A 20,444-nucleotide genomic window follows, 5' to 3' on the forward strand; every position below is an offset into this window, starting at 1 on the left:
TGAATTAGCCACTTCCATTAGAAGTGGCTAACTTTTTGAAAGATTCTTTGCTAGACTGTCGCCAAAATATAAATAGAAGTGAAGCCCATGACTACTGTGACTTTGTACCATAACCCTCGCTGTTCAAAAAGCCGTCAAACACTTGCATTACTTGAAGAAAATAATGCCTCTATTCAAATTGTTGAATATTTAAAACAAACGCCGACAGTTGAAGATATCCAACAAATTCTCTCATTACTGAATCTTACTCCGCGCGAATTGATGCGAACTAAAGAAACGGAGTATAAAGAACAGAATTTAGCAGACTCAGCGCTCACTGAAGCAGAACTAATTCAAGCGATGGTTGCAACACCAAAACTGATTGAACGCCCTATCGCGCTTGCAAATGGCAAAGCGGCAATAGGCAGACCGCCTGAAAATGTACTAGCGATTTTATAGGATCATCATGAGCACACATTCTTTGTTTCAGCTGTGCCGGCTAGGATATGTTGCATTGCTAATGCTATTAACAGGTTGGTTTATTCAACAAGGTCTTAGTGGCGTATATTCAATGGCGTTTAGCTTATTATGGATTGTTCCTCTATTGCTCCCTATTAAAGGGATCCTAACAGGCAAGCCTTATACTTATGCTTGGGCGAGTTTCATTCTCTGCTTATACCTATTACATGGGTTAACTTTAGTCTGGGTCACAGAAGACGCATTATACTTTGCCATTATTGAGTCATTACTAATTAGTGCCCTACTCATAGGCTTTCCGTTTTATGCCCGTAAACGCGGTAGAGAGTTAGGCTTAGGCTTAAAGAAAAAATCCCAACAAGACAAATAACATCGTCATAGTTGATTTTTAAAGCGCCTCATGGCGCTTTTTTATTATTTTTATTCCAAGTATCTCGGTTTATTTTATAAGTGAATATATATTTACACTAAAGTTACCAATGGGTTAACACAATCTTTAGGTAACTTAATTCCCATGCTATAGTGAATTATAATAACTTTGCACTAGCCTTTAGCGCTTAAAAGGTCGTCGAAGTAAGTAGTAATAAGCAACGGAGATTGTGCATGAAACTTGGCCCTATTAATTCGCTTTCAATATCTTCAACACTCGCTGTGAGTATGACAGCATTAGTTTTATCCGCCTGTGGAGGTTCATCTAGTGACTCAGAAAGTAATGGAACCCCTGACAATTCACTGCCAATTAACGCTTGTGAAACCAGTTTAGGCTTAGTTCAAGTCGAAACGGCATCAAATCTGATTTTTAATGTTGAGCAGCAATACACGGCTGGGCAATCAGCAACAATTATCGCAGGCATGAGCGCTGGTCAGTCATCTGGAATGAACTTCAAGTGGCAACAACTATCAGGCCCTATCATTAGTACGGTTTCTGAAAACAGCCCTTTGCTATCATTTGTTATACCTGAACCAGGCAGTTATTCTTTTTCAGTTACTGTTACAGGCAATCAAACCGAGCTTACTGAAACTGTCAATATTGATGCAGGCGTTGCTATTGCCCAATTAAACATCAATAGCGACCATCAAGTCGTAGAAGGTAACGGCGTGAGTTTGAGACTACAGCGGATCAATGGCCAAGTCGCAAATGATATTGAGTGGTGTTACTTCTCTGGACAAGAAATCAACCTTGATTTAACCAACGAAGAACGTCCACTGTTTACCGCTCCAACTGTCAGCACCGACAGCATTATTGGTTTAAAAGCAACGGGTCAAGTTTCTGGTCAGAGTTTATCTGATGAAGTGTTTGTTTTGGTAACCAATGAACCATCAATTACCTCGCCTTACTTTGATCAACCTGTAGCACGAACTTATTCATATAATACTGAATCAAGTTATGCAGATATTGCCAGTTCATGTGTTTACTCAACTCAATTACAGCAAACTTGTGAGATTGTAGATTTACCTTTAATTGGCCAAATGAATAATGCTGAAAACATCAGTTCTGTGATGGATCGTGTTGTTGTTTCACACGATTGGATGGGTAAAAATTTCGAAACATTTTTAACTCAAGCTGACCCCAATAGTGATTTTATTAAACTGTTACAATCAGTCACAGCCGTCGTAATAAGCTACGATGTTAGACCGTCATTTTATTGGGTTGCGACAGGCGCTATTTACCTAGATCCTGAATATTTATGGTTAACACCAGAGCAACGAGATTCAATTAACGAAGCACCAGATTACCGTAGTGATTTTGGTAATGAGTTACAATTTAGAATGCCTTGGCGATATGTAAAGGATAATGATTACGCATACTCCAGTGTTGAGCGAACAAAGCGCCAAACACGTAGCATTACAGATATCACCCCCAGTCTAGCCAGTTTGCTATATCATGAATTAGCTCATGCGAATGATTTTTTCCCTCGCTCAGTACATGACACTTTAATAGGGCCAACTCTCATTGATGACTTTTATCGAAGAACCGATAGTAATTCATTGGTGTCAGACCAACTTCAAAATGTCGACCCACTCACCAGCAGTGAAATGTATGGTTTAGCCAGTGTTAGCTTTCAAGGTACTGACGCTAATGCAACCCAAAAAGCCTATTTACCGAGCGACATTACCAGCTTCTTTTTAACAGATCATGCAAATGACTTTTATGCATACTCTTCAACTCGTGAGGATGCAGCAATGCTGTTTGAAGAATCCTTCATGAGTCATAGATATCAAATCCAACGTGATGTTGCAGTAACTGATGCAACGGACTTAATCGTTGATTGGGGACAACGTGGCAGAGTTGGCTCAGCTGAACTGTTAAATAGAGCAGCCTTCGTTATTGATGAAATCATGCCAGAGGTTGACGGTAAAACACTGCTTAATGCACTACCTGAACCCATTAATATGACTGCTGGGATAAATTGGTATGATAATATTGCCATTACGCCAGTAAATTCCAGTAACCCAGCAAGAGTGAGCGGCTTTGAGGCAATATCGACTGAAGTTGAACGTCGTCCAGTTCAAATGGGCAGAGAGCATAAAAAACTGCCACCACTCATTCGTCAATAAATATGTTACGAGTTAATTTAAAATCAATACAATGATAAAAAGCCACCTAAATGGTGGCTTTTTTACGTAAAAAATGACATCGACAATGACAAGCTAGTGGCTGAAATTTTTTATTATAGTCTCAGCATTTCTTTGATAAATGGAATCGTTAATTTTCTTTGATGTACCATCGAGGCTTTATCTAACTTATCTAATACATCAAACAAGGTACGTAAATCGCGTGCCATTCTAGTTAACAAAAAACGCCCGACTTCATCAGATAATTGCAATCCACGCATTGCAGCACGGCGTTGGAGTGCGACTAACTTTTCTTCATCAGCCATGGGCTGTAATTGATAAATAAGCCCCCACTGCATTCGAGATATTAAATCTGGTAATGCAAAGCCAGCTTCTGTGGGAGATGAACTGCCGCTAACAATTAATCGACAGTCAGGCTGCTCGGCGACACGATTGTATAAATGAAATAACGCTTCTTCCCAGATAGGGTGACCCGCAATAGCATCGATGTCATCAATACAAATTAATTGTAGCGATTCCACACCTTCGAACAAAGCAGGAGAAATACTGGCATGAATACCTAAGGGAATATACAGGGTTCGTCTATCAAGCTCATTGGCATGGGCACAAGCAGCGTGCATCAAATGTGTACGACCTGACTTAACCGGTCCAAACAAATACATACTTGACGATAAACTGCCCTCTGCAGTCGCTTGCAGTTTTTGAATCAATTCATCATTCCCCACTGCAGGGTAATAACTTTGAAAAGTTTCATCGTCAGGTAAATATACAGGCAATGATAATTGTTTTGGTGAGTTTTGGGTCACTCAAAAATTCTCTAATAATAAAACAAGCAAAGTAAAGTATAACACAGCCAAGTTAATAACTGCTGTTGAATAACTAAGCGTTAAAGGTTCCCTAAACACACTAAGATCAACTTTCCCACTTCAACGCTGAATAAATCAGCAATTGTTAACGCTTAATGCCACTGATAAATCAATGTTTCTGTTAGTTCCGTCTTAAAGTCTTCCTCTGATTCTGGGTTTGGTAACACAGCGTCAACGGGTTCAGACTGATTTAGTGTATCAAGTTGGGTCAATCTTTTATTGATATTCAGTAATTTCTGTAAATCATCAGCAGTACCAAATAGTGATAATTTATAAGTCACTGTATCAGCTTTAAACTGATGTAAACTGACAGATTTTATTGCACTTAATTGGTTTAAATAAGCTTCAATCTCGACTAACTGAGCCATATTTTGGACACCAACTAACGACAAATGTGTCGTTGCACTATTACCACTATCAGCAAAGGCATATTGGCTAACAAAGTACTCGGCAAGTGTTGATAATATTTGATTAGTAGCCGTTTCATAATCAAGCACTTCAGCCTGATGGTGAATAAGCGGTTGCATTACAGCAGAGTCACTTTCTTTATCAAATAACGAAACTTGAAAGCGAACAAATCCACCGACTTGATCCATATCCGCAATAGCAAAATAGTCTGCGCGGTAACGCTTTGAGGCTTCAGAGACAACATCAGTAAACATACCTCGGACGTCAGAAACATTGATTTTCATCACATCATCTAAGTCCATCAAAGGCAAAATGACTGGAATGCCTTTATTGCTTGATTCAAGCTCAATTTGAGTACGAGTATCCATATCAGAAATGTCAGACAAGATATGACGCTCGCCATTGTCTTCGATTGACACCCACAATAGGGTTAAAGGACGTTGCTTGCCCCAAACAGGTAACTCAGCCTGGCGAAGTGTTGAAATAATTCTTTTATGATCAAAGTTAGCTTTTAGGACTAACTCATCGTCAATTTCACTGTAACCATATTGAGTCAATAACACTTCAGGCTGGTTAATCTGAGCCTTTACTAATGGATGTGAAACTGCAGAAGGTAAACCGGAATTTTTTACAAATACAGCGGAAAGTGCCGTTTTTAATGCTTGTTGACGTTCAGATTTAGCACGTGAAGAGACAACAATATCCGCTTCATCTAATAAGCCGACTTCAGCAGACATGCTACTTGTTGTTAATCCTACTGAAAGCAGGACAAATAACAAAATTTGTAATAAAAATTTTGGCATATAAAAATCATAAAAAAGTAATAATGATCAGAAGTGTAGCATATTATTTTTATGACTAGAATGAGATAACCAAGACAATATAAGCAGATTTATTATTGAAATTATTCGAATAACTCTGATTAAACTTGATTTGTATTACAGACATTTACCCCTTTATGGCCTATCTTACTGAATAATTAAAACGAGACAGGATACCTACCGGCTTATGAACCGTTTATTCATTCCTTTACAAGGTGCGCAAATGTTATTTGTGGCCTTTGGTGCATTAGTATTGATGCCATTACTGAGTGGTTTAGATACGAGTGTTGCCCTTTTCACTGCGGGTATCGGTACCCTAATCTTTCAGGTCATCACTAAAAGACAAGTTCCAATATTTCTCGCATCATCCTTTGCCTTTATCGCCCCGATTATGTACGGCGTACAAACCTGGGGAATACCTGCAACCATGGGCGGGCTGATGGTTGCAGGTTTTGTTTATGTCATTTTAGGTGCTTTAGTTAAAGTGAAAGGCAGCGGTTTTATTCATAAACTCTTACCGCCTGTCGTTGTCGGTCCAGTGATTATTATTATCGGTTTAGGCCTTGCACCTATGGCTGTGAATATGGCATTGGGTAAAACGGGCGATGGGAGTACAGTGCTGGTCGAGCCTAACATCGCACTGTTTATTGCATTAATGTCATTGGCAACCACAGTCGCAGTAGCAGTATTTGCCAAAGGGGTATTGAAATTAATGCCAATCCTAGCAGGTATTCTTGTTGGTTATGGTCTTAGTTTATTTTTCGGAATTGTAGACTTCTCCCCGGTTCATCAAGCTGCTTGGCTTGCCATGCCAAATTTTGTCGCACCAGAGTTTCACTGGCAAGCCATCCTCTTTATGATCCCAGTTGCTATTGCTCCTGCGGTTGAACATATCGGTGATCTGTTAGCAATATCTAACGTAACTGGCAAAGATTACATGAAGAAACCTGGGTTACATCGCACGCTTACTGGTGATGGTGTTGCAACAATGGCAGCGTCTGCTTTTGGTGGACCACCGAATACAACCTACTCAGAAGTGACTGGTGCAGTGACGCTTACTAAAAACTTCGATCCTAGAATTATGACTTGGACAGCGATTACCGCTATCTGTTTAGCCTTTATAGGAAAATTAGGTGCGCTCATGCAAACCATTCCATTATCCGTGATGGGCGGCATCATGTGTTTGCTTTTCGGTTCTATTGCAGCCGTGGGACTCGGTACGTTAATTCGTAACCAAGTTGACTTAAACGAACCACGTAATTTAAGTATTGTGGGAGTGACATTAGTATTTGGTATTGGTGGTATGGCTTTCGGTATCGGAGAATTTAGTTTAACTGGGATAAGTTTATGTGGCTTAGTTGCCATTGTAATGAACCTAATTTTACCTAAAACCCCCGAAACAACTAAAGCGTCATAAAAGAGAAAACAAACAGTAAAATAGACAATAAAAAACCTAAAGTGAAAACACTTTAGGTTTTTTTGTATCTGGTTAATAACGGCAACCGATATGAACCAAGCATAGAAACTATAATTTATGCAATAGTGCGGGCTATAGCATAATCTGAAGCTTACTCAGCGCCTTCTTCAGTACGGAACTTATCAGCAGTTTCTTTAATAATTGGCTGTAATTCACCTTTTTGGTACATTTCAGTGATGATGTCACAACCACCGATTAGCTCACCTTCTACCCACAATTGTGGGAAAGTTGGCCAATTAGCAAACTTTGGTAATTCAGCACGAATATCTGGATGCTGTAAAATATCAACGAATGCAAACTGCTCACCACAGTTAATCATGACTTGTGCAACTTGCGATGAAAAACCACAGCTAGGTAACTTTGGTGATCCTTTCATGTATACGATGATTGGGTTTTCACTGATTTGCTGTTTAATCTTGTCTACTGTTTCCATTGTAATTCCTAAGTGCAACTTGATAATCTTTGACTATTGTACGCGAGCTAGTTCAATAACAAAATCCCACAGTTTGTAGGGTTATAATAAAAATAGCTTTTTTAGATTGCGTCTATCGACATTATTCATCAAACAATGATTCACATCACAAAAATTTTAAGTACAATGTCGGCAGAGCAATGATGCCTAAGTGGTACTCATACAATAACGATAACCTATGTCCATGGAGAGATAATAATGGCTTTCGAATTACCAGCATTACCATATGCTAAGAACGCACTTGCACCACACATTTCTGAAGAGACTATTGAATATCACTACGGTAAGCATCACAACACTTACGTTGTTAAACTTAATGGTCTTGTTGAAGGTACTGAATTTGCTAACAAAACATTAGAAGAAGTTGTTAAAACTTCTACTGGTGGCATGTTCAACAACGCTGCTCAAATCTGGAACCACACTTTCTACTGGAACTGTTTAGCTCCAAATGCTGGCGGCGCACCTACTGGTCCTATCGCTGATGCAATTAACGCAGCTTTCGGTTCTTTCGAAGAGTTCAAAGCTAAGTTTACAGATTCTGCTGTAAACAACTTCGGTAGCGCTTGGACTTGGTTAGTAAAAAATGCTGACGGTACTGTTTCTATTGTTAACACTAGCAATGCTGCTACTCCGTTAACTGACGAGTCAGTAACATCACTACTAACAGTTGATGTTTGGGAACATGCTTACTACATCGATTACCGTAACGTTCGCCCTAACTACATGGCTGCGTTCTGGGAACTTGTTAACTGGGATTTCGTTAACGCAAACTTCGCGGGTTAATCTACCCACAAAGTAACAATTGAGATGAAGTAAAAGGAGCCTAATGGCTCCTTTTTTATTACTCAAAATGAGATATTTTTCATTTACCCATCTAATACCAAACGCATTTATAGTTAAATAAAACTTTTGCAACAGTTGCAATTGCAACTGTTTATCATTGTTTTTATTGATAATTTTTATTTCTAATTTCTCGCCAAGTTCAAATCTCTAGCCTAGACTTAATTTAGCAAGTGGGTTTATTTACTCATTTAAGACAGTCAAATGTCACCGTAAAAACAAACCAAACATGCGCTATCACATACTTTCTTTCAGCTAAGTTTCAAGGGGTTTCTTATGGGCATATTCGAACATTACCAACAACGTTATGAACAAAAGCTAGATGAAGAATATTCATTACAACAGTTTCTTGAAATCTGTAAGGAAGACAGAAGTGCATATGTTTCAGCCGCCGAAAGAATGCTAATGGCAATTGGTGAGTCTGAAACCATTGATACATCAAAAGATCCTGTTTTAAGTCGTATTTTTTCAAACCGACTTATTACTCACTATCCAAGTTTTAAAGATTTCTATGGGATGGAAGAATCAATTGAACAAATTGTTTCTTACTTAAAACATTCAGCTCAAGGATTAGAAGAGTCTAAACAAATACTTTATCTACTAGGGCCAGTTGGTGGCGGTAAGTCATCTTTAGCAGAAAAACTTAAGTCACTCATGCAAAAAGTACCGATTTTTATTTTAACAGCCAATGGCGTGCGTAGTCCTGTTAACGATAGTCCACTGTGTTTATTTGACGCAGAAGAAGACGGAGAACTACTAAGCAAAGAATATAATATTCCTACTCGATACATTAAAACCATCATGTCACCTTGGGCAGTGAAACGGTTACATGAGTTTGGTGGCGATATTACTAAATTTAAAGTCGTTAAAGTATATCCTTCTATTCTTGATCAAACTGCAATCGCTAAAACTGAACCAGGAGATGAAAATAACCAAGATATATCGGCACTAGTCGGTAAAGTAGATATTCGTCAGCTTGAACACTTCTCACAAGATGATGCCGATGCCTATGCCTATTCAGGGGCTTTATGTCGAGCAAACCAAGGTGTGATGGAGTTTGTTGAGATGTTTAAAGCACCGATAAAGGTACTGCATCCACTATTAACAGCCACTCAAGAAGGTAATTATAACGGAACAGAAGGATTATCGGCCCTTCCCTACAACGGCATGATATTGGCTCATTCGAACGAGTCAGAGTGGACAACATTTAGGAACAATAAAAATAATGAAGCATTTTTAGATAGGGTTTATATCGTTAAAGTGCCATATTGTTTACGTGTATCCGAAGAAATTGAAATTTACCAAAAACTGTTATCAAACTCCGAGCTATCTAAAGCGCCTTGTGCACCTGGTACACTAGAAACCTTAGCGCAATTTAGTATTTTATCCCGTCTAAAAGCACCAGAGAACTCATCAATCTATTCAAAAATGCGCGTGTATAACGGCGAGACATTGAAAGATACCGATCCCAAAGCAAAATCCTTTCAAGAGTATCGTGATTATGCAGGCGTCGACGAAGGCATGAACGGGTTATCAACCCGCTTTGCGTTCAAGATACTATCTCGAGTATTCAACTTCGACGATACAGAAATTGCAGCTAACCCTGTGCATCTGTTTTATGTCCTCGAAAAACAAATCGAGCAAGAACAATTCCCTAACGAAATTAGTGAAAAGTATTTAGAGTTTTTAAAAGGGTATCTAATCCCTAAATATGTCGAATTTATCGGAAAAGAAATTCAAACTGCCTATTTAGAATCCTATTCCGAATATGGCCAAAATATTTTCGATAGGTACGTCACCTATGCTGATTTCTGGATTCAAGATCAAGAGTTCAGAGACCCAGAAACAGGCCAACTGTTCGATAGATCAGCTTTAAATGCCGAACTTGAGAAAATTGAAAAGCCTGCAGGAATAAGTAACCCTAAAGATTTTCGAAATGAAATCGTTAACTTTGTTCTTCGTGCACGTGCCAATAATGAAGGCAACAACCCACTTTGGACAAGTTACGAAAAACTGCGAGTCGTGATTGAGAAAAAAATGTTTTCTAACACCGAAGATTTACTCCCCGTTATTTCATTTAATGCGAAAACATCTGCTGACGATCAACGTAAGCATGATGATTTTATCAACCGAATGATGGAAAAAGGCTATACCCAAAAACAAGTAAGACTGCTATCAGAATGGTACTTAAGAGTCCGTAAGTCATCATAAATGTCGCTTAGTGAGCCTAGTCGTTGTGGGCGATTTTCATTTGAAAATTGCCCTCATTAGGCCATCTTTTAACGAGCTACATTAGGAGCTGTGTATGGCAAATTTTATTGATAGACGCCTAAACGCTAAAGGTAAAAGCACTGTAAACCGTCAACGATTTATTGAACGATATAAAAAACAAATCAAAAAGTCTGTCAGTGAAGCAGTGACGCGCCGCAGCGTGACCGACATTGATAAAGGCGAGAAGATCAGTATTCCGACACGAGATATCAGTGAGCCCATTTTTCATCAAGGACAAGGTGGTATAAGAGAAAGAGTCCACCCAGGCAACGACCAATTTAATCAAGGCGATCAAATCGAGCGCCCTAAAGGTGGTGGTGCAGGTGAAGGAAGTGGCGAAGGTGATGCATCAAATTCTGGTGAAGGTAAAGATGAGTTTTTATTTGAGATATCAAATGACGAATACCTAGAACTGCTATTTGAAGATTTGGCTCTCCCTGACTTACAGCAAACCAACGCCAAACAAATGGTGGAATTTGAAACCTACCGCGCCGGTTTTACCAATGTCGGTGTACCTGCCAATATAAACATCGTTCGTTCTTTACGGTCTTCACATGCAAGACGCATTGCAATGACCGCAGGAAAAAAGAAAAAACTCGCACAATTAAAAGCTGAGTTATCAAATCTTGAAAACACTCCCGGTACCCAAGCTGAAGTTATAATCGATTTAAAACAACAAATTGACGACTTACAGAAAAAAATTGAAAGCGTTCCTTTTATCGATAGTTTTGATTTACGTTTTAATAATTTTGCTAAGCGTGAAAAACCTTCAAGCCAAGCGGTAATGTTCTGTCTAATGGATGTCTCTGGTTCTATGGATCAAGCAACTAAAGACATGGCAAAGCGATTTTATATCTTGTTATATCTTTTTCTAACGCAAACATACAAAAACTTAGAAGTCGTTTATATACGCCATCATACTCAAGCTAAAGAAGTCGATGAGCATGAGTTTTTTTATTCACAAGAAACAGGCGGCACAATTGTATCAAGTGCATTGAATTTAATGCATGAAATCCAGCAGGAACGTTATCCTGCCGATGAATGGAATATCTATGCAGCACAGGCATCAGACGGCGACAATTGGGCTGATGACTCCCCTGTCTGTAAACAAGTGTTAGCAGAAAAGATATTACCAGTATCTCGTTATTTCAGTTACATAGAAATTACCCGACGCGCCCACCAAACCCTTTGGCGCGAATACGAAAACCTACAACAAGATTATGCAAATATTGCAGTGCAACATATCCGTGAGGTGGATGATATCTACCCTGTTTTCCGTGAGTTATTTAAAAAGCAGCCTAGCTAAGGAGAACATGATGACGAATCATAAAACCAAAGCAAAACAGCCATTAAGTGATGGGCCAGATTGGAGCTTTGATTTACTTGAAGCTTACATGACTGAAATTGAAAAAGTGGCTGCTTTTTATAAACTCGATAGCTACCCAAATCAAATTGAAGTGATCACTGCTGAGCAAATGATGGATGCATATGCAGGTATTGGTATGCCCATTGGTTACACTCATTGGTCTTTTGGTAAACGTTTTATAGAAACTGAACAAGGTTACCGTCGTGGCCAAATGGGATTGGCCTATGAAATTGTGATTAACTCAGATCCTTGTATTGCTTATTTGATGGAAGAAAACACCATCACAATGCAAGCTTTAGTGATGGCTCATGCAAGCTTTGGACATAACAGTTTTTTTAAAAATAACTATTTGTTCAAAACTTGGACTGATGCAAGTTCAATTATCGACTATTTAGTTTTTGCTAAAAACTACATTCATGAGTGCGAGCTTAAATATGGAGTGGAACAAGTCGAGTTAACTGTAGATTCTTGCCATGCACTAATGAATTATGGTGTGGACCGATATAAGCGACCCGCTGAGGTGTCGTTTAAAGAAGAGCAAATGCGTCAAAAAGATCGTGAGAGCTACTTACAAAGTCAGGTGAATGACTTATGGCGAACGGTACCTAAAAACCTCGATGAAAACCAACAAGAAAACAGTGCGTCCTTTCCTGATGAACCACAGGAAAATATTCTCTATTTTATTGAAAAAAATGCGCCGCTGCTTGAGCCTTGGCAGCGAGAAATTGTAAGAATAGTTAGAAAAATGGCGCAATATTTTTACCCACAAAAACAAACCCAAGTCATGAATGAAGGCTGGGCAACGTTCTGGCATTACACCATCCTAAATCACATGTTTGATGAAGGTACTGTTACCGATAGGTTCATGCTTGAGTTCTTACAAAGCCACACAGGAGTTGTCGCACAACCTGCGTATAACAGTCCGTATTATAGTGGGATAAACCCTTATGCTTTAGGTTTTAACATGTTTATAGATATCCGACGAATATGTGAATCCCCTACTGAAGAAGATATAAAGTGGTTTCCTGATATCGCTGGCAGTGACTGGCTTACAACCGTTACCTTTGCGATGGAAAACTTTAAAGATGAAAGTTTTATCAGCCAATACCTTTCGCCTAAAGTGATCCGTGATTTTAAATTATTCAGTATTCTTGATGATGACAGCTGTAATCGATTATCAGTATCAGCTATTCACGATGATCGAGGTTACCACCTCATTCGTGAAAAACTATCGCAGCAGTACAATCTATCCAACCTTGAACCAAACATCCAAGTTCAACGAGTAGATATAAATGGTGATCGGTCATTAACATTACGGTATGTGCCAAACAATCGAATACCGCTAGCCGGGAGTCATGAAGAAGTGTTAAAACATTTACATCGTTTATGGGGTTTCGATGTCAGCATTGAACAAGTTGATGCAAGTGGTAAAACAACAGTCTTAGCTCAATGTCCCACAAAGGAAGAACAGCAAAAAATGACTACACTATAGATAGCAATGGTTGATGGTTCACCTTTTTCGACACCAACAAAAAACCAACCTCTCGGTTGGTTTTTTAATTGCTGTTTTTATTTATCGTTTTTTGCAATTTCTGCAGGCATGTCATCACGTAGCTTTTGCCACATTATGCCACTGTTAATGCCGTTGGACTTCATCAGCGCAGGCACTTCAGTATATTTACCTTCCTGAGCTAATTTTTCTAGCGCTTTATAAAAATCCAGCGCAATAGTGCGTGCTTCTTGGCTTGAAAAGTAATAACGACCAACACGACTGTATAAGCCTTTAAAGCCATTAAGAATTAATACATAAAGTGGGTTTCCGGATGAAAAAGCCAAAGCATGATGTAATTCATAGTCATAATCAGCATACGCTTCAGCTGTTTCTTCTAACTCATGAATTTTGGCTAATACTTCCTGCGCTTTTTCAGGGTTATTTCGAACAGCACCACGAAAATAAATCGCACTGACGTTCGCCCTTGCTGATAACAATTGATCCACCAATAGTGGAAATCCGTCAGGATTAAGATCAGCAATAGTTTCTAGGATATTAAGCCCTGATGTTTCCCAAAAGTTATTGACTTGGGTTGGTTTACCATGCTGAATCTTAAGCCAGCCATCACGTGCTAATCGTTGAAGTACTTCACGTAACGTGGTTCTAGTGACACCAATTAACTCTGATAGTTCTCGCTCAGCAGGTAAAATTGAACCTGGTGGGAATTTATTTTCCCAAATAGAACGGACGATATACTTCTCTGCAAAACTTGCAGGACCTTTTGCATTGATAATTGTCAACTTGAACATCCTGTGATTACTCAATGAACTGATCATACCAGAGGTATTCCAAATAGGCACTATTGATAAAGGTCAAACACACTGTTCTACAACGTTATTGGTGAATAAACAGACGATACAGGTAAAGAATGTGAGATAGGAGTTATATTCGTTATTTTTTTTCGTCCCAAAAATTAATTCGCATTACAATAGAAACCGTTTGCGCTAAACTAGCGCCAAAATTAATGGATGTAAGTTAGTGGTACAACTAACGAATTTTGAAATATCAAACAAAAGCAATATAAAACAACAACATAAATAGAGTTAAGCTTTGTCATTTTGCAATCATTAGACAAAATAGTTTAGGGGCAAAATCACCAACCATAACAGCAGTTTTTGTTTTGGCTTAAATTGGTCTACAAAATTCCTTCCTCAAAAATTCACTATCGTAAATTCATAACTGGAGAGGCTATTATGCCGTCAACCACTGGTGCTGCGTTTTTTAGTAACTTTTTGGGTAACTCCCCAAAATGGTACAAATACGCAATATTATCGTTTCTTGTAATAAATCCCCTTTTATTCTTTTTAGTCAGTCCGTTCGTTGCCGGGTGGGTATTAGTAATAGAATTTATTTTTACCTTAGCTATGGCATTGAAGTGCTACCCACTTCAGCCTGGTGGTTTACTAGCGATACAGGCAGTCATGATTGGCATGACTTCCCCAACACAGGTACTGCATGAGATAGAAGCAAACTTAGAAGTTTTATTGCTACTCATATTTATGGTTGCTGGTATTTACTTCATGAAGCAGTTGCTTCTTTTTGTATTCACCAAAATGATCACTAAAGTACGCTCTAAAATTATTGTTTCATTGATGTTTTGCGTATCTTCCGCTTTCCTTTCAGCATTTTTAGACGCTTTAACTGTTATTGCCGTCATCATTGCGGTCGCAGTCGGGTTCTACTCTATTTATCATAAAGTTGCCTCAGGCAAAGACTTTAGCTGTGACAAAGAACATGACCATACTTCAGAAGAGCGTGAACAACTTAACGATGAAGAACTTGAAGCTTTCCGTGGTTTTCTACGTAACTTGCTGATGCATTCAGGTGTTGGTACAGCACTTGGTGGTGTATGTACTATGGTTGGTGAACCACAAAACTTGATCATTGCAGCGCAAGCGCACTGGCAGTTTAGTGAGTTTTTCCTTCGCATGTCACCAGTCACTATGCCTGTGTTTATTGCTGGGATAACAACCTGTTTCTTGGTCGAGAAATTTAAATTATTCAGCTATGGTGCACAATTACCAGATGCTGTTCATAAAATTCTAAGTGACTATTCAGATTACGAAGATCAAAATCGTACTAAAGCGGATAAAGTGAAGTTACTTGTTCAAGCATTGGTAGGGGTTTGGCTAGTTATTGGTCTTGCATTCCATTTAGCTTCTGTCGGACTGATTGGTTTATCTGTGATTATTTTAACCACAGCATTTAATGGCGTTACAGATGAACATGCATTGGGTAAAGCATTTGAAGAAGCCTTACCCTTTACTGCACTATTAGCCGTGTTTTTTGCTGTTGTCGGCGTAATCATTGACCAACACTTATTCGCGCCAGTGATTCAATGGGCATTAAGCTTTGAAGGAAACGCGCAACTGGTTATCTTCTATATTGCCAACGGCTTACTGTCCATGGTGAGTGATAACGTCTTTGTCGGAACAGTTTATATTAACGAAGTTAAAGCCGCTCTCATCAATGGTCAAATCACCCGCGATCAATTTGACTTACTTGCCGTTGCAATTAACACAGGTACTAATTTACCTTCAGTGGCAACACCAAACGGCCAAGCCGCATTCTTGTTCTTATTAACGTCTGCATTAGCACCATTAGTTAGATTGTCATACGGCCGTATGGTTTGGATGGCTTTGCCTTATACGATTGTGTTATCTATCGTCGGTATTATTGCAATTGAATCAGGTTTCTTAACCGATATGACGCAATACTATTATGATAATCAAATCATTATTCACCATTCAGCCAAAGATATTGGTGGAATTTCGGTTGGACATTAATGCCAATTTGAATTAAGTTTGACCTGAAAACACCCTCAATCGAGGGTGTTTTTTTATCGTCATAAATCGACAGGAGATTGATTTGACTGGTTTACAGGAATTTACTCGTTCGCGTACTGCATGGCTATTGCTACTTTTATCCGCAATAGGCCTAGAAGCAGCTGCATTATTCTTTCAGTACGTAATGCAATTAGACCCTTGTGTCATGTGTATCTATGTACGTGTGGCTGTATTAGGGTTAATTATTGCTGGAATTATAGGCGCCTTAGCACCTAAATTCTGGTTAACTCGCTTTCTTGGTCTCATTGGTTGGGGAGTCAGCGGCGTTTGGGGCTTATCGTTATCGCTTGAGTTAAATGAATTACAAGTTAATCCATCACCCTTTTCTACTTGTTCGTTTTTCCCAGAGTTTCCAACTTGGATGCCATTAGATCAGTGGCTGCCTTCGGTCTTTTCTCCAACGGGTATGTGTAGCGATGATCCTTGGACATTTTTGTCAGTGAGTATGGCGCAGTGGATGGTTGTCACTTTTGTTATCTATCTACTCGTTCTGGCGGTGATGCTACTTCCAGCAATAAAACCGTTAAAGCGCAGCTAACACCACGAAGTTGATTCGTTTATAAAAGAAAAAAGCACTCAATCAGAGTGCTTTTTTGTGGTCAATCAAATCTAACTTCACTTGTTCTAACCCGTAGCGTTAATCTAGGTCTTTCAAGGGCCATAGAACAATATGGTCAAAAACATCTTTAACTCGTTTCTCGTTAATGGTTTTCCCTTTAACTGAGATACCCGCTGCGTGCATTGCCTCTTTCGAACCGGTTAATAATGGATGCCAAGAAGGAAGCTCCCTGCCATCATGCAGACGCTTATAAGCACAAGAGTCAGGCAACCAAGTTAACTCTGCAATATTATCGACGGTAATCGCTGTACAAGCTGGCACATATTTAAATCGTTCAGGATAATGACGACAGGCGCACGTTTCATCATCGAGTAGATGACAAGCAGCATCTGTGTAATACAGATCCTCGGTTTCATCATCAATTAACTTATTCAGACAACACTTACCACAACCATCGCACAATGATTCCCATTGCACGGTGGTAAGTTGGTTAAGCTTTTTTTCAACCCAAAAAGACATAATTCAATACGGTAATAACTTACAATACCAGTATTGTATCATTATTTAATAGGAGGATTTTTGATTCGTTCAGATAGATAGGTCACAGTCAGTAAGAAATGTTCTTTTTTTGACCAAGCTTGCAGCAGTCGGAAATTATTATAAACCAGATACTCTCGGCCTTTTTCGCCATCAGGCATTAAGAAAGACACTTGCATGTCATCACGTTTAGGTAAATCATTGCCGTTGTATCGACGAACGCCCAGCTCTTGCCACTCATTAAATGTTTGAGTGTGGTCAGCACCAATCAGATACTGCGGAACTGGATTAACTGAACTAACTTGTCTTCCCCAAGTTTCATCGTTTTTCCATCCGGTATCTTTAAGCATTGCAGCTGCAGTAGCAAAAGCGTCAAATTGGTTGTTCCAAATGTCTTTGTTTCCATCTCCATTGCCATCCTGGGCATAGGCTAGATATTGAGATGGCATTAACTGCATATGGCCCATAGCACCTGTTGAGGAACCAATTAATTGCTCATAGGTAACTTGTTGGCTATCGATGATTTGCAGCGCTGCGATAAACTCATCGATGTAAAACTGTTCTTTTACACCTGAATAGGCATTAGAAGCAGTGACAGATAAAATAGGAAAATTCCCCTTCTGTTCACCAAATTCTGAAGTCATTCCCCATAAGGCGACGAGAAAACGAGGCTGAACACCGTAACGGTCACCCAGCGTAATTAACGCATCTTCTTGTTCTTTAAACATTGCCCTAGCAGTGCTGACTGTTATTTCAGGTGCATTTTGTGGAATATAACTTTCTAGATTAATGCTCTTATCAGCGCCGTTAACAGTGGCACGTTTAAACACTTTAATTTTAGAAAAGTGTTTATTAATAGTATTTTGTGAAACACCAGCCTGTATTGCTTTGTCTTTTAATGAAGCTAAATAATCATCGAAAGTAACGGTTTGCTGTGCATGAGCAATGTTAAAAGTAATCAGAGAGATGACTACTGATGAAATGATCTTCCCAATCATAAAATGTCCTAAGTTAACTCATTACTGCTGTTTTTGTTCTTATTAACTAAACGTTAACACATTTGTGTTAACGTCGAAATACTAAAATTGATAACTGTATTAAAAACAAGCTATTGTAAATTTAATATCATTTAAAAAAACGCTTTTCAGGCCAATAAACTATCACTGTAATAACAGGCGACGCTAGTCTTTTATCCCTAAACTTTTTCTGTGTTCATCTAACAAATTCGTGACTGGTGGCGGGATTTGTAAATAAAAGCCTTTATCTGCTAATTCTGATTTGACCTTCTCAATATCAGCCATCGCTAACTCAGTACGTTTGGATAAAGGCACCATCATAACCAATTTTGGAGTGCCAAACATTTGCATTAATGCTTCAGGTACAGCGTCAAAAACATCACGTTTTTCAACGAATAAGTAAGTATCAATTTTTCGGCTGCTTTTATATACTGCGCATATCATTTTGAAGTTAAATTCCTATGTTTCTTGCTTGATAGTCAACAACGCACACTATAACATGGACAGTCATAATTTAATTGCAAATCAGTTCACACACTGAAATTTTTGGAGATTAACGCCTGGATGGCCACACAAAGTCTTGAGCTCAAAGCGACCTCTTTTACTCTTTCAGTTCTTCATATCAATACACACGATATAAGTGCGATAGCTGCTGATTTAGACAGAAAGCTATCCCAAGCACCGCAATTCTTTATCGGCGCACCATTAATTTTAAATTTAAGTGCGATAGAACAACACGACGTTAATCTTGCTGCATTAAAACAACTTCTTACTGATAACCAATTAATCATCGTTGGTGTAACATCTGCAAACGATGATATTAGTAAACAAGCAAAATCGTTAGGCCTTGCGGTCGTTAAATCGGGCAAACAAGCCAAGAATATGCCAGCCCCAACCAAAGAAACCAAAATCATTAAACAAAATGTACGTTCAGGGCAGCAAATTTATGCAAAAAATGCTGACTTAGTCATTTTTGGTGCGGTTGGTAATGGCGCAGAAGTGATTGCGGATGGTAGCATTCATATATATGGCGCTTTACGAGGTAAAGCAATGGCGGGAGCTTCAGGTGATCGCAATAGCATCATCATAGCCAATAGCCTTGACGCCGAATTAGTATCAATTGCTGGACAATATTGGCTAGCAGAACATTTGCAGCAGCATTGTAGCGATCAACGCGGTTGTGTTCGTCTTAATGACGAAACACTCATGGTTGAATCATTGCCTCAATAGTTGGCAACATAAAAGGATATAATAACAAATGGCACAAATAATTGTTGTCACATCAGGTAAAGGTGGCGTAGGTAAAACAACTTCGAGTGCAGCTATTGCGACAGGTTTAGCACTTAAAGGAAAAAAGACTGTTGTTATCGATTTCGATATCGGTTTACGTAATCTTGATTTAATTATGGGTTGTGAGCGCAGAGTTGTTTATGACTTCGTCAACGTTATCAACGGTGAAGCTAATCTCAATCAAGCACTAATTAAAGATAAACGTTGTGATAAGCTATTTATTTTACCAGCGTCACAAACCCGTGATAAAGATGCACTGACTAAAGAAGGTGTAGGCGGAGTGCTTGATGAACTCAGCAAAGACTTTGACTATATTGTTTGTGACTCACCAGCGGGTATTGAACAAGGTGCAATGATGGCCTTGTATTTTGCAGACATCGCTATTGTAACGACTAATCCAGAAGTGAGTTCTGTACGAGATTCAGACCGTATTCTTGGTATGTTACAAAGTCGCTCTCGTCGTGCAGAACAAAATCTTGAACCAATTCAAGAGTTTTTATTATTAACTCGCTATTCACCTGCTAGAGTTAAAACAGGTGAAATGTTAAGTGTCGAAGACGTATCAGAAATTTTAGCCATTAAGTTAGTCGGTGTAATTCCTGAATCACAAGCAGTATTAAAAGCATCAAACTCTGGTATTCCAGTCATTAACGATGAAGAAAGTGATGCAGGTTTAGCGTACGCTGACACTGTGGCGCGTTTACTTGGTGATGAAGTACCATTTCGTTTTCTGACAGAAGAGAAAAAGGGATTCTTAAAAAGGATATTTGGTAGCTAACTATGTCTATACTTGATTATTTTAGAAGCAATAAAAAAACCAACACAGCGGTGACAGCTAAAGAGCGACTGCAAATTATTGTTGCTCATCAACGTGGTGAACGTGATGCGCCTGATTACTTCCCAAAAATGAAACAAGAGATCATTGAAGTTATCCGCAAATACGTTCATATCTCTGAGGATCAGGTATCAGTTCAGCTTGACCAAAATGATGACAAGCTGTCGGTACTTGAGTTAAACGTCACTTTACCTGATGGCAAATAACGTTTTTCAGGTCATAGCTTACTAAGCTGAACCTCACTATAAAAAAGCC

At 38.9% G+C, this 20,444-nt stretch carries 20 protein-coding genes; 13 read left to right on the forward strand and 7 right to left on the reverse strand.

All coding sequences use genetic code 11. The features are described from left to right. Positions 1-87 precede the first annotated feature (87 nt). The 3 genes from arsC (at position 88) to J8L86_RS03950 (ending at position 3,015) form a co-directional block, all read left to right on the forward strand. On the forward strand, positions 88-438 hold the full coding sequence (gene arsC, locus J8L86_RS03940; protein WP_211028823.1) for an arsenate reductase (glutaredoxin): 351 nt from the start codon (positions 88-90) through the stop codon (positions 436-438). Between the two features lie 7 nt (positions 439-445). After that, the gene (locus J8L86_RS03945; protein ID WP_065107972.1) at positions 446-826 is read left to right on the forward strand and encodes a DUF2069 domain-containing protein; all 381 of its coding nucleotides are present in this window, start codon (positions 446-448) and stop codon (positions 824-826) included. Positions 827-1,059: 233 nt separating this feature from the next. Beyond that, the gene (locus J8L86_RS03950) at positions 1,060-3,015 is read left to right on the forward strand and encodes a hypothetical protein (protein ID WP_211028824.1); all 1,956 of its coding nucleotides are present in this window, start codon (positions 1,060-1,062) and stop codon (positions 3,013-3,015) included. Positions 3,016-3,128: 113 nt separating this feature from the next. On the opposite strand, the gene hda is transcribed toward J8L86_RS03950, so the two are convergent. Both hda and J8L86_RS03960 read right to left on the reverse strand, forming a co-directional pair. Then, entirely contained in the window at positions 3,129-3,839 is a 711-nt protein-coding gene (gene hda / locus J8L86_RS03955) for a DnaA inactivator Hda (RefSeq protein ID WP_055023189.1), read from the reverse strand. A 152-nt stretch (positions 3,840-3,991) separates the two neighbouring features. Next, complete coding sequence (locus J8L86_RS03960; protein WP_065107971.1) at positions 3,992-5,110, reverse strand: DUF2066 domain-containing protein; 1,119 nt, start codon at positions 5,108-5,110, stop codon at positions 3,992-3,994. 205 nt (positions 5,111-5,315) lie between these two features. Here J8L86_RS03960 and J8L86_RS03965 point away from each other — a divergent pair, with 205 nt between their 5' ends. Further along, on the forward strand, positions 5,316-6,545 hold the full coding sequence (locus tag J8L86_RS03965) for a uracil-xanthine permease family protein (protein ID WP_211028826.1): 1,230 nt from the start codon (positions 5,316-5,318) through the stop codon (positions 6,543-6,545). Positions 6,546-6,696: 151 nt separating this feature from the next. Here the strand turns inward: J8L86_RS03965 and J8L86_RS03970 are convergent, their stop codons facing one another. Further along, positions 6,697-7,038, reverse strand: coding sequence for a Grx4 family monothiol glutaredoxin (locus J8L86_RS03970; protein ID WP_211028828.1), 342 nt, complete (start codon positions 7,036-7,038; stop codon positions 6,697-6,699). A 237-nt stretch (positions 7,039-7,275) separates the two neighbouring features. Here J8L86_RS03970 and sodB point away from each other — a divergent pair, with 237 nt between their 5' ends. The 4 genes from sodB to J8L86_RS03990 all read left to right on the forward strand — a co-directional run bounded on the left by sodB (position 7,276) and on the right by J8L86_RS03990 (position 13,046). Then, positions 7,276-7,860, forward strand: a complete 585-nt coding sequence (sodB, locus tag J8L86_RS03975; RefSeq protein WP_065107969.1) for a superoxide dismutase [Fe] — start codon at positions 7,276-7,278, stop codon at positions 7,858-7,860. 333 nt (positions 7,861-8,193) lie between these two features. After that, on the forward strand, positions 8,194-10,128 hold the full coding sequence (locus J8L86_RS03980; protein ID WP_055023194.1) for a PrkA family serine protein kinase: 1,935 nt from the start codon (positions 8,194-8,196) through the stop codon (positions 10,126-10,128). A gap of 94 nt (positions 10,129-10,222) precedes the next feature. After that, the gene (locus J8L86_RS03985) at positions 10,223-11,494 is read left to right on the forward strand and encodes a YeaH/YhbH family protein (RefSeq protein ID WP_211028830.1); all 1,272 of its coding nucleotides are present in this window, start codon (positions 10,223-10,225) and stop codon (positions 11,492-11,494) included. 10 nt (positions 11,495-11,504) lie between these two features. Further along, positions 11,505-13,046 (forward strand): SpoVR family protein, encoded by a 1,542-nt coding sequence (locus J8L86_RS03990; RefSeq protein WP_065107967.1) that lies wholly within the window; start codon positions 11,505-11,507, stop codon positions 13,044-13,046. A 77-nt stretch (positions 13,047-13,123) separates the two neighbouring features. Here J8L86_RS03990 and fadR read toward each other — a convergent pair whose 3' ends face one another. Further along, the gene (gene fadR / locus J8L86_RS03995; RefSeq protein ID WP_055023411.1) at positions 13,124-13,855 is read right to left on the reverse strand and encodes a fatty acid metabolism transcriptional regulator FadR; all 732 of its coding nucleotides are present in this window, start codon (positions 13,853-13,855) and stop codon (positions 13,124-13,126) included. A 444-nt stretch (positions 13,856-14,299) separates the two neighbouring features. Here fadR and nhaB point away from each other — a divergent pair, with 444 nt between their 5' ends. After that, entirely contained in the window at positions 14,300-15,892 is a 1,593-nt protein-coding gene (gene nhaB / locus J8L86_RS04000; RefSeq protein WP_055023197.1) for a sodium/proton antiporter NhaB, read from the forward strand. A gap of 82 nt (positions 15,893-15,974) precedes the next feature. Continuing rightward, entirely contained in the window at positions 15,975-16,490 is a 516-nt protein-coding gene (dsbB, locus tag J8L86_RS04005) for a disulfide bond formation protein DsbB (protein ID WP_211028832.1), read from the forward strand. 99 nt (positions 16,491-16,589) lie between these two features. Here the strand turns inward: dsbB and J8L86_RS04010 are convergent, their stop codons facing one another. The 3 genes from J8L86_RS04010 to J8L86_RS04020 form a co-directional block, all read right to left on the reverse strand. Next, positions 16,590-17,030 carry a YcgN family cysteine cluster protein gene (locus tag J8L86_RS04010; protein ID WP_065107964.1) on the reverse strand — a complete coding sequence of 147 codons (441 nt, stop codon included), beginning with the start codon at positions 17,028-17,030 and terminating at the stop codon, positions 16,590-16,592. A 41-nt stretch (positions 17,031-17,071) separates the two neighbouring features. Continuing rightward, positions 17,072-18,046, reverse strand: a complete 975-nt coding sequence (locus J8L86_RS04015) for a lytic murein transglycosylase (protein WP_055023199.1) — start codon at positions 18,044-18,046, stop codon at positions 17,072-17,074. A 183-nt stretch (positions 18,047-18,229) separates the two neighbouring features. Next, positions 18,230-18,508 (reverse strand): YcgL domain-containing protein, encoded by a 279-nt coding sequence (locus J8L86_RS04020; protein ID WP_055023200.1) that lies wholly within the window; start codon positions 18,506-18,508, stop codon positions 18,230-18,232. A 120-nt stretch (positions 18,509-18,628) separates the two neighbouring features. Between J8L86_RS04020 and minC the strand changes: the two genes are divergently transcribed. The 3 genes from minC to minE are packed head-to-tail and all read left to right on the forward strand — an operon-like array spanning position 18,629 to position 20,395. Continuing rightward, positions 18,629-19,294 carry a septum site-determining protein MinC gene (minC, locus tag J8L86_RS04025; RefSeq protein WP_080915856.1) on the forward strand — a complete coding sequence of 222 codons (666 nt, stop codon included), beginning with the start codon at positions 18,629-18,631 and terminating at the stop codon, positions 19,292-19,294. A 28-nt stretch (positions 19,295-19,322) separates the two neighbouring features. Then, the gene (minD, locus tag J8L86_RS04030; protein ID WP_055023202.1) at positions 19,323-20,132 is read left to right on the forward strand and encodes a septum site-determining protein MinD; all 810 of its coding nucleotides are present in this window, start codon (positions 19,323-19,325) and stop codon (positions 20,130-20,132) included. Between the two features lie 2 nt (positions 20,133-20,134). Beyond that, on the forward strand, positions 20,135-20,395 hold the full coding sequence (gene minE / locus J8L86_RS04035) for a cell division topological specificity factor MinE (RefSeq protein WP_055023203.1): 261 nt from the start codon (positions 20,135-20,137) through the stop codon (positions 20,393-20,395). Positions 20,396-20,444: the final 49 nt, after the last annotated feature.

Source organism: Shewanella sp. MMG014 (assembly GCF_018100775.1).
GTDB classification, from domain to species: domain Bacteria; phylum Pseudomonadota; class Gammaproteobacteria; order Enterobacterales; family Shewanellaceae; genus Shewanella; species Shewanella japonica.

Bases quoted from the DNA above. Each gene is read 5' to 3' on its own strand.
- J8L86_RS04020 (WP_055023200.1), bottom strand. From the start codon at position 18,508: ATGATATGCGCAGTATATAAAAGCAGCCGAAAAATTGATACTTACTTA.
- J8L86_RS03990 (WP_065107967.1), top strand. From the start codon at position 11,505: ATGACGAATCATAAAACCAAAGCAAAACAGCCATTAAGTGATGGGCCA.
- J8L86_RS04015 (WP_055023199.1), bottom strand. From the start codon at position 18,046: ATGATTGGGAAGATCATTTCATCAGTAGTCATCTCTCTGATTACTTTT.
- minD (WP_055023202.1), top strand. From the start codon at position 19,323: ATGGCACAAATAATTGTTGTCACATCAGGTAAAGGTGGCGTAGGTAAA.
- fadR (WP_055023411.1), bottom strand. From the start codon at position 13,855: ATGTTCAAGTTGACAATTATCAATGCAAAAGGTCCTGCAAGTTTTGCA.
- J8L86_RS03960 (WP_065107971.1), bottom strand. From the start codon at position 5,110: ATGCCAAAATTTTTATTACAAATTTTGTTATTTGTCCTGCTTTCAGTA.
- arsC (WP_211028823.1), top strand. From the start codon at position 88: ATGACTACTGTGACTTTGTACCATAACCCTCGCTGTTCAAAAAGCCGT.
- J8L86_RS03980 (WP_055023194.1), top strand. From the start codon at position 8,194: ATGGGCATATTCGAACATTACCAACAACGTTATGAACAAAAGCTAGAT.
- J8L86_RS03985 (WP_211028830.1), top strand. From the start codon at position 10,223: ATGGCAAATTTTATTGATAGACGCCTAAACGCTAAAGGTAAAAGCACT.
- J8L86_RS03965 (WP_211028826.1), top strand. From the start codon at position 5,316: ATGAACCGTTTATTCATTCCTTTACAAGGTGCGCAAATGTTATTTGTG.
- minC (WP_080915856.1), top strand. From the start codon at position 18,629: ATGGCCACACAAAGTCTTGAGCTCAAAGCGACCTCTTTTACTCTTTCA.
- J8L86_RS04010 (WP_065107964.1), bottom strand. From the start codon at position 17,030: ATGTCTTTTTGGGTTGAAAAAAAGCTTAACCAACTTACCACCGTGCAA.
- sodB (WP_065107969.1), top strand. From the start codon at position 7,276: ATGGCTTTCGAATTACCAGCATTACCATATGCTAAGAACGCACTTGCA.
- J8L86_RS03945 (WP_065107972.1), top strand. From the start codon at position 446: ATGAGCACACATTCTTTGTTTCAGCTGTGCCGGCTAGGATATGTTGCA.
- J8L86_RS03950 (WP_211028824.1), top strand. From the start codon at position 1,060: ATGAAACTTGGCCCTATTAATTCGCTTTCAATATCTTCAACACTCGCT.
- J8L86_RS03970 (WP_211028828.1), bottom strand. From the start codon at position 7,038: ATGGAAACAGTAGACAAGATTAAACAGCAAATCAGTGAAAACCCAATC.
- minE (WP_055023203.1), top strand. From the start codon at position 20,135: ATGTCTATACTTGATTATTTTAGAAGCAATAAAAAAACCAACACAGCG.
- nhaB (WP_055023197.1), top strand. From the start codon at position 14,300: ATGCCGTCAACCACTGGTGCTGCGTTTTTTAGTAACTTTTTGGGTAAC.